Origin of the sequence: Micromonospora sp. C95, from assembly GCF_018070465.1 — a bacterium.
Classification (GTDB): Bacteria; Actinomycetota; Actinomycetes; order Mycobacteriales; family Micromonosporaceae; genus Micromonospora.
Map to the genome: position 1 here is coordinate 86,404 of NZ_JAGPXT010000014.1, position 13,795 is coordinate 100,198.

The following is a 13,795-nucleotide window of genomic DNA, read 5'->3' on the forward strand; positions in this document are numbered from 1 at the left end:
CCAGACCGTTGACAGGAAGGTGTGCCGATGTCGATGACGAATCGACCGTTGCGCAGCGGCCAGTGGTTCGGTGCCGACGGCCGCAACGGGTTCATTCATCGATCCTGGATGCGCAACCAGGGGTTCGCCGACGACGTCTTCGACGGCCGCCCGGTGATCGGCATCGCCACCACCTGGTCGGAACTGACCCCGTGCAACGCCCACCTGCGCGAGCTTGCCGAATCGGTCAAGCGCGGCATCTGGGAGAGCGGCGGCCTGCCGCTGGAGTTTCCCGCGATGAGCCTCGGCGAACCCCTCATGCGGCCCACCACCATGCTCTACCGCAACCTGCTGGCGATGGAGGCGGAGGAACTGATCCGGGCCAACCCGCTCGACGGCGTGGTGCTGCTCTCCGGTTGCGACAAGACCACCCCCGGCCTGTTGATGGGTGCGGCAAGCGTCGACCTGCCGACCCTGCTGATCACCGGCGGGCCGATGCTCAACGGCAAGTTCCGCGGCCAGGACATCGGATCCGGCACCGCCGTATGGCGCTTCACCGAGGATCTGCGCGCCGGCCTGGTGACCGCGGCCGACTGCGCCGAGGCGGAGGTCTGCATGTCCCGCAGCCGGGGTCACTGCATGACCATGGGTACCGCCTCCACGATGGCCTGCGTGACCGAGGCGTTGGGCGTCCAACTGCCGGGTGCCGCCGCGGTTCCGGCGGTCGACTCGCGACGGTACGCGCTCGCGCACGCCGCCGGCCGGCGCATCGTCGACATGGTCGAGCAGGACCAGCGGCTGTCCACCGTGCTCACCCGCCAGGCGTTCGAGAACGCCATCCGGGTCAACGCCGCGATCGGTGGCTCCACGAACGCCGTCGTCCACCTGCTCGCGATAGCCGGCCGCGTCGGTGTGCCCCTGTCGCTGCAGGACTTCGACACCCTCACCGCCGACGTGCCCATGCTGGTCAACCTGATGCCCTCCGGCACGTACCTGATGGAGGACTTCGCGTACGCCGGTGGGGTGCCGGCGGTGATGGCGGAGATCGCCCCCTTCCTGCACCTGGACCAGGTCACGGTCAGCGGAAAGAGCGTGGCCGACAACATCGACGGCGCCCGGTGCTGGAACCGGCAGGTAATCGGCACCCTCGCCGAACCCTTCCAGCCCGCCGGATCGGGCACCGTCGTGCTGCGCGGGTCGCTCGCGCCGTCCGGGGCGGTGCTGAAGGTCTCGGCCGCCTCGGCGCACCTGCTATCGCACACCGGGCCGGCGCTGGTCTTCGACCGGATCGAGGAGTACGCCGTCGCCGCCGACGACCCGGACCTCGACGTCACACCCGACACGGTCATCGTGGTGCGCAACGCCGGACCCCGCGGCTATCCGGGCTTCCCGGAGGTGGGCAACGTGCCGATGCCACGACGGTTGCTCGCCGACGGCGTGACGGACATGGTACGGATCTCCGACGCCCGGATGAGTGGCACCGGGTACGGCACCTGCGTCCTGCACGCGGCGCCGGAGGCGTCGGTGGGCGGCCCGCTCGCGCTGGTCCGCACCGGCGACCTGGTCCGCCTCGACGTCCCGACGCGCCGCCTGGACCTGCTGGTCGACGAGGCGGAACTCGCCGAACGCCGCGCCGCCTGGCAGCTACCGCCGCCAGTGGCCGAGCGCGGCTGGGTCCGGCTGTACAGCGAGCACGTCCAGCAGGCCGACCAGGGCGCCGACCTGGACTTCCTGGTCGGCGGCAGCGGCAGCGCGGTGCCTCGCCACTCACACTGACCCCGCACCTCCTGCCGGGTGCATCCGCCACTGGCAGATGCACCCGGCAGGGGCTGTCAGTCGGCGAAGGTGCCGGCGGCGCGGCCCTCGTGCAGGGTGAGGTTGCGGCCGTCGGACGGATCGAACAGGTGGATCTTCTCCAGGTTGAACCAGACCCGCCGGTCCTCCCCCTCGGTGACGGTCGACTCCGCCGACAGCCGGGTGACCAGGTTCGACCCGGCACCACTGAAGTCGGCCGCGCCCGCGTCGGCGGCCAACTCCTCAAGCTCGGCGGAGGTGGCCCGCTCCCCCTCGACGCTCAGGTAGACGTACTTGTCCGACCCCATCGACTCGACGATGTCCACCGGGGCGGTGAACTCCATGCCCCGGCGGCGGGTGTCATCGTCGACCAGCTCGGCGTCCTCGAAGTGTTCCGGACGGATACCGAGGATCAGCTCCCGAGGAGCGTCGGCGCCCTCCAACTCGCGGCGGATCCGGTCGCCGATCGGCACGTCGCCCAGGGCGGTACGCAGCGTGCCCTCCTCGACCTTGGCGGTCAGGAAGTTCATCGACGGCGAGCCGATGAATCCGGCCACGAAGAGGTTGTTCGGGTGGTCGTACAGCTCCTGCGGCGGGCCGACCTGCTGCACCGCACCACCCCGCATGATCACCACGCGGTCGCCGAGGGTCATCGCCTCGGTCTGGTCGTGGGTGACGTACACGGTGGTGGTGCCGAGCTGCTTCTGCAGCCGGGACACCACGGTCCGCATCTGCACCCGCAGCTTGGCGTCCAGGTTGGACAACGGCTCGTCCATCAGGAACGCCTTGGGCTGCCGGACGATCGCCCGGCCCATCGCCACCCGCTGCCGCTGCCCGCCGGAGAGGTTCGCCGGCTTGCGGTCCAGCAGCGGGGTCAGCTCCAGGACCTTCGCCGCCTGGTCGACCTTCTGGTTGATCGTCTCCTTGTCCAGCTTCGCCAGCCGCAGCGGGAACGCCATGTTCTCCCGGACGGTCATGTTCGGGTAGAGCGCGTACGACTGGAACACCATGGCGATGTCCCGGTCGCGGGGAGCCTTGTCGTTCACCCGCTGCCCGCCGATGCGCAGCTCACCGGAGCTGATGTCCTCCAGCCCGGCGATCATGTTGAGGGTGGTGGACTTGCCGCAGCCGGAGGGGCCGACCAGGATGACGAACTCGCCGTCGGCGATCTCCAGGTCGACGTCCCGCACCGCCGTGGTGCCGTCCGGGAACTTCTTGCTCACCTTGTCCAGCACGATGTCAGCCACGAGTTTCTCACCTATCCCTTGACGGCGCCGGAGGTCAGGCCGGAGACGATGCGGCGCTGGAAGAAGAGGACGAACAGGATGATCGGCACCGTGATCACCACGGCGGCGGCGCAGATCGCGCCGGTCGGGTCCTCGAACTGCGAGGCACCGGTGAAGAACGACAACGCCACCGGCACCGTGCGCGAACGCTCGGTGGAGGTCAGCGAGATGGCGAACAGGAAGTCGTTCCAGCAGAAGATGAAGACCAGGATGGCCGTGGTGAACAGTCCCGGCGCGGCCAGCGGGGCGATCACCCGCCGGAACGCCTGCCCCTGGGTGGCACCGTCCATCTTGGCGGCCTTCTCCAGGTCCCACGGGATCTGCTTGAAGAACGCCGACAGCGTGTAGATCGCCAACGGCAGCGCGAAGGTGATGTACGGCAGGATCAGGCCCGGCCAGGTGTCGAACAGGCCCAACTGCCGCTCGATCTCGAACAGCGGCGAGACCAGCGACACCTGCGGGAACATCGCGATCAGCAGGGAGACGCCGATCAGCAGCCGCTTGCCGGGGAAGTCCAACCGGGAGATCGCGTACGCGGCCATCGCGCCGAGCACCACGGCGATCGTGGTGGCGATCAACGCGATGCCGATGGAGTTGATCAACGCTCGGACGAACTGGTCGGTCGCGAAGATCGTCCGATAGTTCTCCAGCGTCCACTCCCGGGGGATGAACTTCCCGTCGGTGAGCGTCGCCGGCGTCTTGAACGACAGCGACATGATCCACAGCACCGGGGTCAGCGCGAACACGACCACGGCGACGTCCAGCAGGCCCCAGCGCACCTTGGCCCGGGTGGCGGTGGTGTCAGCCATGTCAGCGCCTCTCTCCGTCGTCGCTGCCCGGGGCAGCGGTACCGAACAGCTTCACGAAGACGAACGCGATGATCGCCACGGTGATGAAGATCAGCACCGACATGGTCGAGCCGATGCCGAGGTTCAGACCCCGGATCAGGTTGTTGTAGGCGATCATCGACACCGACGACGTCTCGTTGGCTCCCGAGGTGAGCACGTAGATGTTGTCGAAGACCCGGAACGCGTCCAGGGTGCGGAACAGCAGCGCCACCAGGATCGCCGGCTTCATCACCGGCAGCATCACCTTGGTGAACCGCTGCCAGGCAGTCGCGCCGTCGGTGGAGGCGGCCTTGAGCAGATCCTCCGGCACCAGCGCCAGGCCCGCCATCAGCAGCAGCGCCATGAACGGCGTGGTCTTCCAGATCTCCGCCAGCATGATGATCGCCAGCGAGCTGGCCCGCTCGGTCAGCGGCGCGGAGTCGGCGAACAGGTTGGCCAGATACCCGGTGCCCGGCGTCCACGCGTACCGCCAGGAGAAGGCGGCCACGACCGTGACGATGCCGTACGGGATCAGCGCCGAGGTCCGCACGATCCCCCGCCCGACAAGCGTACGGTGCATGATCAGCGCGAGGCCCATGCCGAGCACCAGCTCCACGGCCACGGTGACCACCGTGATCAGCATGGTCACCCCGAATGCCGTCCACCAGAACTCGTTGCTGAGCACGGTGGCGTAGTTCTGCAACCCGATGAACTCCCGCTCGGCGGGGAACCGCAGGTCGTACCGCTGCAACGACAGCCAGACCGAGTACAGGATCGGATAGGCGGTCACCGCCAGCATGACGAATGCCGCCGGGGCGCACAGCAGCCAGCCCAGCCGCCGCTCGGCCCGCTTGTTCTCACTCAGCGGCGGCTTACCGCGCCGGTTGTTTCGTTGCGCGGGCACCGCAGCGTGCCCCCCGTTGCGGGTGTCGGTGCCGTCGGCGGCCACGTCCGCGCCGGCCGGGGTGGAGTTGACACTCACGGCAGGACTCCCCTCGACTCCAGGGCGGCGGCGACCGCCTCGCGCAGCTCGTCGGCGGTGGCCTGCGGGTCGATCGCCGACGGCGGCGACAGGATCGCCGAGGTCACGGTGGAGATGCTCTGGTACGCGGGGGTCAGCGGTCGCACCGCCGAGTCCCGCAGCTGTTCGAGGATGGTCTCCTTCATCGGGTACGCCTCGTCCATCTCCGGGTCGTCGTAGACGCGCTCGATGGTCGGCGGCACCCCGTCGTTGATCGCGGAGAACTTCTGGTTCTCCGCGTTGCGCAGGCACCTGGCCGCCTCGAAGGATTCCTGCGGGTGCTCCGAGTACCGGCTGACAGCCAGGTTGATGCCGCCGATCGTGACCCGACCCGGCGTGCCCTCCTCGACCCCCGGCACCCGGGCCCAGGCGACCTGCTCCGCCAGTTCCGGGTTCGCCTCCTGCATCGCCGGGTAGACGTACGGCCAGTTCACCTGGAACGCGCCGTTGCCGCTCTGGAACTCCAGTCGCACCGGATCCTCGGTGGCGTTGCTGAACGACGGCGAGGTCACCCCGGAGGTGGCGAAGTCGTGCAGCACCTCAAGTGCCCGCACCGCACCGTCGTCGACCACGGCCTCGGTGCCGTCGTCGTTGAGGATGTTGCCGCCCGCGCTGGCCACCAGCGTGTTGTAGAGGACCACGAGTCCCTCGTACTGGGCACCCATGGTGAGCACCTGGTGCGGCTGGCCCTGGTCCCGCAGCCGCTGCGCCATCGAGATCATCTCGTCCCAGGTGGTCGGTGGCTCGGGCACCAGATCCTTGCGGTACCACAGCAACTGGACGTTCGTGTGCTTCGGCGCGGCATAGAGCTTGTCCTGGTAGCGGGCGGTCTCCAGCGGACCTTCGAGGGTGCCCTGCTCCGCCTCGGCCCGGTCCTGCCCGGTCCATTCCAGAATCCAGTCGGCGCTGGCGAACTCCTGGGTCCAGGTCACGTCGAGGCCGAGCACGTCCATGCCGTCGTCCTCGGCAGCGAGCCGCCGCACCATCTGCACCCGCTGCTCGTCGGCCTCCCGCGGCAACACCCGGTTGACGATGCGGTACCGCCCGGCGGCCTCGGTGTTGCACCGGTCGACCACCTGCTGGAGGTTCTGCTCCGGCGGGTAGTACAGGTTGATCGTGGGCACGCCGCCGTCGTCACCGGCGGCACACGCCGCCATCGGTGCCAACAACGTCAGTGCCGCGGCCGTCGCCGCCATCCGTACGCGGGGCCGGCGTCGACCGCCGGCCGGATCACTCCGCTCGCTCATGACCCTCCCCTCGTTCTCGGCCAACAGCCGGGGAGGTCTCCGTGCCCCGGCGCACGGCGAGACGACCAGGGCGTGTGACCTGCGGCTTCGCACGCCTGCGTTTCGTGGCTGAAACACTGCCCGACCGGTGGAGCCGCGAAACCTGCCCGGGGCAGGGCGCGCTAAACACCAAGATTTGTTGCCCACGTCACACGCCCGCACCCGCGCACCTGGCTATGCGGTCCGGCCCACTGGCGACCCGGCCGGCCGCGGCCGTCACAGCCCGGCGCCATCGGTGTGGGGCCGGGCCGCGGCCGCCACAGCCCGGCCCCACGCCTACGGGTACGCGGTCCTGTCGAGCTGAGAGCGCGAACGGATCGCGGTCACCTGCGTACACCCGGGACCCGTCGGCGACAGCACAGACGGCTCAGCTCGACAGTCTGCCAAGGAAAGGATGACCCCCCCGGTGGGGCAGACGGTGACATGCTGATCACGACTGGGGGCCGCGGGCCCCTCGGAGGCGGATGTCGGTGCCGGCCGGCATGATCGGGATGATCGCACGCTTCAAGGCCCTCTGCCTCGACGCCACCGACGCGCACGCCCTCGGCAGGTTCTGGGCCAGGGTGCTCGACAGGGAGATGGCCGACACCGGAGACGGCGGCGTCCGGGTCGACCCGCGCACCGGTTCGAGCACCGAGTCGATCTGGGTCGACCCGGTCCCAGAACCGCGTACCGTCAAGACTCGCGTACACCTGGACCTGCGGTTGGCCGAGGCGGGCGCGGCGGCGCTGCTGGCAGCCGGCGCCCGCCTGGTCCGCGAGCCGGACTCGGAGGTGAGCTGGTGGGTGCTGGCCGACCCGGACGGCAACCTGTTCTGCGCGTTCGCCCCCGGTGCCGAATCCCGCCCGGGGCCCTTCGAGCTGGTGGTGGACTCCGCCGACCCGGTCGCACAGGCCACCTGGTGGGCCGGCGTCGTCGGTGGCGAGGTCGAGGTCAGCGAGGAGGGGCACGCCTCGGTCACCGGTGCGGCCGGCTTTCCCTGGGACTACTGGGTCTTCGACCCGGTTCCCGAGCGCAAAAGCGTCAAGAACCGGATGCACTGGGACGTCGACCTGACCGCCCCCGAGCCGTCCGCACTGATCAGGGCCGGGGCCACCCTGCTGCGGGAGCCGGACGACGCGGTGTCCTGGTGGGTGCTGGCCGACCCGGAGGGCAACGAATTCTGCGCCTTCCCACCACGGGACTGACCGGCCGGTGCTACCGGGCGACCGTCAGGTGGACTAGCGTTTAACAAGCTCCGCCGCCAGCGCGTACGCCGTCGCCGTCGATACGCCACCGGCCGACCCCGACCCGCCCGATCGGTTGGTTCTCGCGGGAACAGCCCCTCACCGGTTACCGGTTGGGCAGGATCGTCCCCAACGAGGAGGTGCCGCCGTGGTGCAGGACACCCGCGCTCTCACCCTGACGTTCGAGGTGAGCGGCCTGCCACCGGTCAAGACCGAAGCGCTGTCCATCTTCGCCGCCGGGCATCGGCAGGCGACGAGGGTACGCGCCCTGTTGCAGGCCGCCTGTGCGGCCGCGCAGGAGACCGGCTGGACCCCACTGTCCGGCCCGATCGAGATCGACCTGACCCTGCGCTGCCCGCCCGGGCACCGCACCTCCGACGCCAGCACGCTGCTGGGCGGGGTGTGTGCGGTGCTCCAGGACAAGAAGCGGGTTTCCAGCATCGGGCTCGCCCACCTCGGCGTGCTTGTCGACGTCGCACTCTACGACGACGACAAGCAGATCCGCCGGCTGTCGTACCTGGAGCAGCCAGCCGAGGAGTTCTCGTACCAGGTGCGTGTCGCCGCCATACCGGACGGGGTTTGACCGACGGCAGCGGTGGGGTACCGCAGCCGCCGACGAAGGGAGCGCCATGTCGGAGCCACACGTCACGCTGGATCCACACGACCCGGTGCAGGAGAAGCTGCGCGGGCCGCTGGAGGAGCAGCTGACCTCTGCCCTGCAGGTGGCCACCGACCGGGTGCGCGACAGCTACGCCGGTGAGCCGGTGGAGCAGGTCTGCCAGCGGCTGCTCGACGAGACCCGCGCCGGCCTGCACCCCGACATCGCGGCCGGCTTCGAACCCGACATGGACGAGTTGTGCCGGGTGGCGGTCGCCATCGTCCGCGGCGCCGCCACCTGAGGTTCATGCCGCGACCGGCCTCGCCCGAGATCCCGTAGTCGTCGGCCGGGCCGCCAGTGAAGGGCTCTCACTCCTCAGCCTTTGAGATCGTCGAAAAGGTTTGATGGCGGCGACTTCCGCCGCTAGAACACTCAAATGCATCTTCGCCGAAGCGACGCCAGGCATCGTTGGCCACCACGTTCACGCTGTCACACGCAACGATAATATCGTTGGCGGTGAACCGTTCTGCCTCCCCCGCGCGCCAGCGGATAGCTTTCTTCGCCAGATAGGTGTATTGGGGGAACACCTGCGAGAGGTATTCGGCGGCTGCGGTCTTTGAAATGATGTCACCGTGGGCCAGCGTGTAGTGCAACCGCGCCGGCCCGAATACGAACCAGCTCACTGTCTCAGCCTCGACGGCCGCGTCGGGAGCGACATCGGCCAGCTCTGGCAGGAGCCACGCGACCGTCGCCTGCCAGTACTCCCGCAGGTTATCGAGGCAGTAGCGGCGCAGCTTGACCGGATCGACCCGGATCCCCAACTGTGCGACGGCTACGCCGCGAACCGCTATGCCGTACCGCCGTAAGGTCAGCCACAGCACTGGCGTGAGCTCACCGCAAGGCTTGTCGGTCTTGAACTCACCGTTGACCACGAAGGGCACGACCCGCCTGTCTGTCGGCCAGGACTTTGCCAACGCGGGCTCAAGGTAGACCCCGTCGAAGTGAGGTGACCGAGGCAGACTGGAGTGGATCTTCGTGAGTTGGACGACGTCTTGGCCGCTCGCGGGCCGCGACGTCATGATCACCGTGTCTACGTCACTGATACCACGCCGCCATTCGGCGAGCGCGACGGAGCCGACGACGTAGAGGGCTCGCACGTAACCGGGCAGTGCCCGATCGACCGCTTTAAGGTACTCCCGCGTCAACTCCTCAATCACGTAAGCGACCGTAGCAGCTGGGCTACCGGCATCAGCCCTGACAGGGCCATCGATGCCTGGCGGTTCATGGCGATCGTCGAGTTGAGCTGTTCGTCAGCCTCTAGTGGGCGGAACTGCCAGCTACCTGACTTTCTGAGGACTGCCGCCATGAACGACCAGTACCGTCATCTGCCTGGGTGGTTACTCAAGCCGCGATCGTTATTGAGAAAACGAACGTCCCGCATTGAGCAGCGCGGCAGGACTATTCGGCCGACGGGTTCGAAGCGGCGGTCGAACACTTCGATGTAGCCGTCATCGTTGTCGCGCTGTGCATACTCTTTCGCGAAGACCGATCCACCGATCAGGATGTATTCTCCGTCGTACGCAATCCCTCGATTGAATCCCTTGACCCGAGCGACCTCCCGACCATCCAGGAGGACGGTCTGCTCGAGCGAGTGGTTCGTTATCAACCCCTCTTCATGGCTCACCACATTGTGGCAGCAGTTCCCTCCGGTCTTTAGGATGCCGAGCAGCCGCCAAGCGCTGTCGAACACCCATATCTCACTTTCCTTGCCGGTAACGATACTATGGTTGTGCGCGACAACGTAGATCTTGCCGCCGTGTCGGTAGATAGAATTGAAGTGCCGGTAGTGTGGCGACAACCTACCTTTCCGGCCGGTCGCAGCTGGAGCAATAATCCGGCGGTTGACTGAGCAGTGCCTGGAGCTCAGGGAATCGATGTCAGGATAGACTAGTATCCTATTTCGAAGCGTGTCAACAACAGCCAGATCGTCATCAATAAAATCGATCTGGTGAACCCAGCGATTCAATCCCCAGATGTGATAGACAGGATCTCCTTCGAGGTTCGCCCCCAAATTGAAGGATACGATACACCCGTGTCGGCCAGTCTCCCGAAAGGCAAAAACCCTCCCATTCCTTATGGTAACTCCGAAGAAGCGACCAGGTCGCCAGGCCTGGACGGCACCCTTACGCCAGACGATCATTCCATTGCTGGTTGTGGCGACAAATTGAAGTTCCGTAGGTATGCTTCCAGTCGTTGACGCCCTCATCTCCAGGGAGGCGTCCCCTGGGGCGTCAGTTAGCCTGGCTATCTCCCATCGACCCCGAATGCGATCCACCCATAGAAGATCCGAGTATCGGTCATAAAGATCAGAAAGACGGGAACGGGAAGGCTGCGTGGGTACGCGCCGGAGACGACGACGGAACACCGGAACTCCCTCGAAAGATCCAGCGGAAGGGGCGGCGGAGAGCAGAACGCATCCTCTCGGCACCATCGGCCGAAGGTTGCCATCACGTTGCTCGTACCAGCGGTGCCCACTTCGACGCCAGCCAGCAGAGGGCCTCGCAGTCAGCTCACCGCAATGCTGCTAATCAGACACCAAGGCTGGTTGCCGTTGGAGCAGAGTGCAGCATCGGGTGGTAGTGAGAGGTACGTGTCTACTCCCAACTGATCAACGCGATACAATCTAGCAAACGTTCCGTGCCGTACAAGCCTTCGAGCGGGTAGGCCCGAACGTACAGGCCGTCGGGCAAGAGCGTCGCCATTGAAACCCGTTAACGTGGACGCCTGCCTGCCGGAGCCGGCAGCATCCCGTCGGTTCGAACTCAGCGAATTGACGATGACCTGTACGGCAGCCGCCAATAGCAGTCTGACCTGCTGGGATGCGGCGGGGTGGGTGTGCAAGGTACAGGTAAGAGTCGATGATCTTGACGATGCGATCGGTGCAGCGGCGGATTTTGCCCAAGCCGTTCAGCCACGAGTTCGTGCGCTCGACCACCCACCGCTTGCCGACCTGGACCGGCGCGGGCACGCCCTTACGGGCGTTCTGCGCGTCGAAGCCGATCTCATCGAGCAGCTCACGTTTCCGCTGACTGCTTACCGCCCCCGGGTACCCGCTGTCCGGACCTTGGACCTATTGCCGGTCGCTCTTACGCGAGTCCTGTCTCGCCTCGAAGTGAGGATTGCGCGGACGCTTTGCGGCGGGCGGCCAAACGCCGCTCAGAAATGGCGCAGCAGGTCCGGGAAGGCGTCCAGGTGCAGCACACCGGCATCCGCCGGATCCAGCTCGTCGTGCTCCAGCACCCAGGTGTTCGCGTTCGGGATGAACACCGCGTTCCAGCCGGCGGCCCGGGCGGGCAGGATGTCCGAGCGTGGCGAGTTGCCGATCATCCAGGCACGGCCCGGGTCCAGGGCGTGCCGCCTGGCCAGCCACCGGTAGGTCTCGACATTCTTCTCCGCCACGATGTACGCGGCGGAGAAGTGGTGCAACAGCCCGCAGGCGTCCAGCTTGCGCTGCTGCTCCTCGTGCTCGCCCTTGGTCAGCAGCAGCAGCTCGTGCCGGCCGGCCAGCTCGTCGAGGGCGTCGGCCACCCCCGGCATCAGCTCGACCTGGTGGGTCACCAACGCCACCGCCAGCTCGTCGATCTCCCGGCGCTCCGCCTCGGTGGCCGGCCGCTGACGCAGCCGCTCCAGGCACTCCCGCAGGCTGCGCAGGAAGACCCTGCTGCCGTACCCATGGGTGACGGCGTTGGCCCGCTCGATGTCGTCGAGCACGGCCCGCAGCTGCGTCCGGTCGAGGGTGGGATGGTCCAACCACTCCAGGAAGTCGTCGATCACCCGCTCGAACACGACGTTGTTCTCCCAGAGGGTGTCGTCGGCGTCGAAGACCAGCACCCGCCCCGACTCAATGGCCACCCCACGCATCACCACGCGGACTCTAGGCGAACCGGCGCCCGGCGGGCCACCGGATAACCGGGGACCCGTCCTTGATCGTCTGCATTCCAGTGACCGTCGTGCCGGCGTTTCGGGTCACCGGAATGCAGACGATCATCGGCTCAGACCGGGGTGAAGACCACCCGGGAGCGGATCCGCCGGAAGCCGGTCCGCTCCAGCTCCGCCACCACCGCTACCCGGTGCGCGTCCACGTCGGCGACCACCTCGTACGCCCCGCCGCCGGCCAGCGCCGCGACCGAGTCGGCCAGCAGCTCACCAAGCACCGACTCGTCCAGCAGGCCGAGGTAGGCGATCATCGGGAAACAGGCGTCGGCCGTCGGTCCCGCCAGTGCCACCGGTTCGTCGCCGTGCAGCGCGACGCGCCAGTTTCCCAGCGGCGTGCCGGTCAACCAGGCCAGCGGGTCGCGGGCCAGGTCAACCCCGGCGACCTCCCGAGCGGTCTCGGCACCGGTCAGCACGACCGGCTCGACGATCCGGGCCACCAGCGCCTCGATCTCCGCAGCGTCTTCGGCGGGGCGGAAGGAGAACCGGCCGGACGGAGCCGGCAACGGCCCACCCGCCCAACTGAGCCTGAGCCGCTCCCCCCGCTCGACCAGTCCCGCGAGCCGGGCCGCGGCCATCGTCGCCTCGGCGACCGCCCGCACCTCGGGTTGTCGACGCCAGTACGCCGGCAGCGCCGCGTGATACACCTTCGGGCCGCCGAGCGCGTCATGTGCGGCGCGCAGCAACGCAGCACCCACGGCGCTTGCGGTTTCGGTGGCGTGTGCGAGGTCCAGGTCGAAGCGTTCCAGCCACGGTTCACCGACGGAACCGGGTAGCAGCAGCCACGCGGCGCGACCCACCACCCGGTCGCCGCGTAACGCGACGAATGTGCGCTCCGGCCGGTAGCCGCCACCGGCGATCCCGTCGGCGTAGCTGATCTGTCGCAGTTGCGGCAGCGGGTCGGGCATCGAGTCGAACAGTTTCTCCTCGCCCGCGACGAGCGGGCGGATGACCAGATCGGTCATGGCAGATCCTCCGGGACAGCGACGCCCCGGGTCAGATCCGCGTGGACGCCGGGCCGCGGACGGGGCGCAGAACATCGGACATTGTTCTGACCTCCTCTCCACTCGATCGGCGTGCCAGCCAACCTACGCCCCCACCGCCCGGTGATCAAGAAGGTTTGGTCGTCCCGGCTCACGAAATCCGACGCAAACTTCTTGATCAGCGGGCGTCAGTGTGGGTGAAGAGGTTGGTGCTGAGGAGGTGTTCGCGGTGGTCCTGGGTGTCGGGGCGTAGTCGGCCGCCGCGGGTGAGCATCACCATGCCGTGCAGCAGGCTCCAGCCCAGCTCGGCGAGGATGTCGGCGTCGCGGCCGGCGGCCAACGGCGTGAGCGCGGTGCGCAGTTCACCGAAGGTGGCCGCGACCGTCTCGGGAACCTGCTCCGCGCCGAGGGTCAGCTCCGGCGTGTGGGCGAACATCGCGTCGTAGACCTCGGGATTGGCGTACGCGAAGTCCAGGTAGGCCGCCATCACCGCCGGCCAGACCTCCGCCGGGCGATCGGCGGACATGCGTGCCCCGGTCAATGCGGCGGCCAGGTCGGCGAAGCCGCGCACCGCGACGGCGGCCACCACCGCATCCCGGTCGGCGAAGCGCTGGTAGAGGGCGCCGAGGTCGACGTCGGCGCGTTCGGCGAGCCGGCGGGTGGTCATCGCGGCCAGGCCCTCGGCCTCAGCCAGCTGCCAGGCGGTGGTGACGATAGCGTCGCCGTCCCGCCCGGTGCCTGGTTCGTCTGCTCCGGACACGCCGCCGATGCTAGCCCCTGTCACGCAGGGTCATCACCTCGC

Annotated in this window: 13 protein-coding genes and 1 pseudogene; 4 read left to right on the forward strand and 10 right to left on the reverse strand. The window is 67.9% G+C overall.

The features are described from left to right. Nucleotides 1-27 precede the first annotated feature (27 nt). Nucleotides 28-1,755 carry an IlvD/Edd family dehydratase gene (locus KBX00_RS17605; RefSeq protein ID WP_210828306.1) on the forward strand — a complete coding sequence of 576 codons (1,728 nt, stop codon included), beginning with the start codon at nucleotides 28-30 and terminating at the stop codon, nucleotides 1,753-1,755. A 56-nt stretch (nucleotides 1,756-1,811) separates the two neighbouring features. Here the strand turns inward: KBX00_RS17605 and KBX00_RS17610 are convergent, their stop codons facing one another. From KBX00_RS17610 to KBX00_RS17625, 4 genes are read right to left on the reverse strand one after another with little or no spacing between them, the layout of a single operon-like run. Then, nucleotides 1,812-3,020, reverse strand: a complete 1,209-nt coding sequence (locus tag KBX00_RS17610) for an ABC transporter ATP-binding protein (protein WP_210828307.1) — start codon at nucleotides 3,018-3,020, stop codon at nucleotides 1,812-1,814. A gap of 11 nt (nucleotides 3,021-3,031) precedes the next feature. Next, the gene (locus KBX00_RS17615) at nucleotides 3,032-3,868 is read right to left on the reverse strand and encodes a carbohydrate ABC transporter permease (RefSeq protein ID WP_210828309.1); all 837 of its coding nucleotides are present in this window, start codon (nucleotides 3,866-3,868) and stop codon (nucleotides 3,032-3,034) included. Between the two features lies 1 nt (nucleotide 3,869). Further along, complete coding sequence (locus tag KBX00_RS17620; RefSeq protein ID WP_307868802.1) at nucleotides 3,870-4,868, reverse strand: sugar ABC transporter permease; 999 nt, start codon at nucleotides 4,866-4,868, stop codon at nucleotides 3,870-3,872. Beyond that, nucleotides 4,865-6,154 carry an ABC transporter substrate-binding protein gene (locus KBX00_RS17625; RefSeq protein ID WP_210828311.1) on the reverse strand — a complete coding sequence of 430 codons (1,290 nt, stop codon included), beginning with the start codon at nucleotides 6,152-6,154 and terminating at the stop codon, nucleotides 4,865-4,867. The genes KBX00_RS17620 and KBX00_RS17625 overlap by 4 nt, the downstream gene beginning before the upstream one ends. A 530-nt stretch (nucleotides 6,155-6,684) precedes the next feature. Here KBX00_RS17625 and KBX00_RS17630 point away from each other — a divergent pair. The 3 genes from KBX00_RS17630 (at nucleotide 6,685) to KBX00_RS17640 (ending at nucleotide 8,318) form a co-directional block, all read left to right on the forward strand. Continuing rightward, complete coding sequence (locus tag KBX00_RS17630) at nucleotides 6,685-7,380, forward strand: VOC family protein (RefSeq protein ID WP_210828313.1); 696 nt, start codon at nucleotides 6,685-6,687, stop codon at nucleotides 7,378-7,380. A gap of 190 nt (nucleotides 7,381-7,570) precedes the next feature. Next, the gene (locus KBX00_RS17635) at nucleotides 7,571-8,002 is read left to right on the forward strand and encodes a hypothetical protein (RefSeq protein ID WP_210828405.1); all 432 of its coding nucleotides are present in this window, start codon (nucleotides 7,571-7,573) and stop codon (nucleotides 8,000-8,002) included. A 46-nt stretch (nucleotides 8,003-8,048) separates the two neighbouring features. Beyond that, nucleotides 8,049-8,318: a hypothetical protein gene (locus KBX00_RS17640; protein WP_210828315.1), complete on the forward strand. Its 270-nt coding sequence runs from the start codon at nucleotides 8,049-8,051 to the stop codon at nucleotides 8,316-8,318. A gap of 67 nt (nucleotides 8,319-8,385) precedes the next feature. Here the strand turns inward: KBX00_RS17640 and KBX00_RS17645 are convergent, their stop codons facing one another. The 6 genes and pseudogenes from KBX00_RS17645 to KBX00_RS29710 form a co-directional block, all read right to left on the reverse strand. Then, the gene (locus tag KBX00_RS17645) at nucleotides 8,386-9,234 is read right to left on the reverse strand and encodes a nucleotidyltransferase domain-containing protein (protein ID WP_210828316.1); all 849 of its coding nucleotides are present in this window, start codon (nucleotides 9,232-9,234) and stop codon (nucleotides 8,386-8,388) included. Nucleotides 9,235-9,398: 164 nt separating this feature from the next. Continuing rightward, nucleotides 9,399-10,088: a hypothetical protein gene (locus KBX00_RS17650; RefSeq protein ID WP_210828317.1), complete on the reverse strand. Its 690-nt coding sequence runs from the start codon at nucleotides 10,086-10,088 to the stop codon at nucleotides 9,399-9,401. Between the two features lie 825 nt (nucleotides 10,089-10,913). Next, a pseudogene (locus tag KBX00_RS29365) lies at nucleotides 10,914-11,135 on the reverse strand (IS5/IS1182 family transposase); the annotation flags it as partial. Nucleotides 11,136-11,233: 98 nt separating this feature from the next. After that, nucleotides 11,234-11,938, reverse strand: coding sequence for an HAD family hydrolase (locus KBX00_RS17660; protein WP_210828406.1), 705 nt, complete (start codon nucleotides 11,936-11,938; stop codon nucleotides 11,234-11,236). A 131-nt stretch (nucleotides 11,939-12,069) separates the two neighbouring features. Continuing rightward, nucleotides 12,070-12,975 (reverse strand): acetyltransferase, encoded by a 906-nt coding sequence (locus tag KBX00_RS17665; RefSeq protein WP_210828319.1) that lies wholly within the window; start codon nucleotides 12,973-12,975, stop codon nucleotides 12,070-12,072. A gap of 196 nt (nucleotides 12,976-13,171) precedes the next feature. Continuing rightward, nucleotides 13,172-13,753, reverse strand: coding sequence for a WHG domain-containing protein (locus KBX00_RS29710; RefSeq protein WP_307868804.1), 582 nt, complete (start codon nucleotides 13,751-13,753; stop codon nucleotides 13,172-13,174). Between the last annotated feature and the right edge of the window lie 42 nt (nucleotides 13,754-13,795).

Coding starts and splice junctions, on each gene's coding strand:
- KBX00_RS17660 (WP_210828406.1), bottom strand. CDS start 11,938: ATGCGTGGGGTGGCCATTGAGTCGGGGCGGGTGCTGGTCTTCGACGCC.
- KBX00_RS17640 (WP_210828315.1), top strand. CDS start 8,049: ATGTCGGAGCCACACGTCACGCTGGATCCACACGACCCGGTGCAGGAG.
- KBX00_RS17630 (WP_210828313.1), top strand. CDS start 6,685: ATGATCGCACGCTTCAAGGCCCTCTGCCTCGACGCCACCGACGCGCAC.
- KBX00_RS17625 (WP_210828311.1), bottom strand. CDS start 6,154: ATGAGCGAGCGGAGTGATCCGGCCGGCGGTCGACGCCGGCCCCGCGTA.
- KBX00_RS17665 (WP_210828319.1), bottom strand. CDS start 12,975: ATGACCGATCTGGTCATCCGCCCGCTCGTCGCGGGCGAGGAGAAACTG.
- KBX00_RS17605 (WP_210828306.1), top strand. CDS start 28: ATGTCGATGACGAATCGACCGTTGCGCAGCGGCCAGTGGTTCGGTGCC.
- KBX00_RS17615 (WP_210828309.1), bottom strand. CDS start 3,868: ATGGCTGACACCACCGCCACCCGGGCCAAGGTGCGCTGGGGCCTGCTG.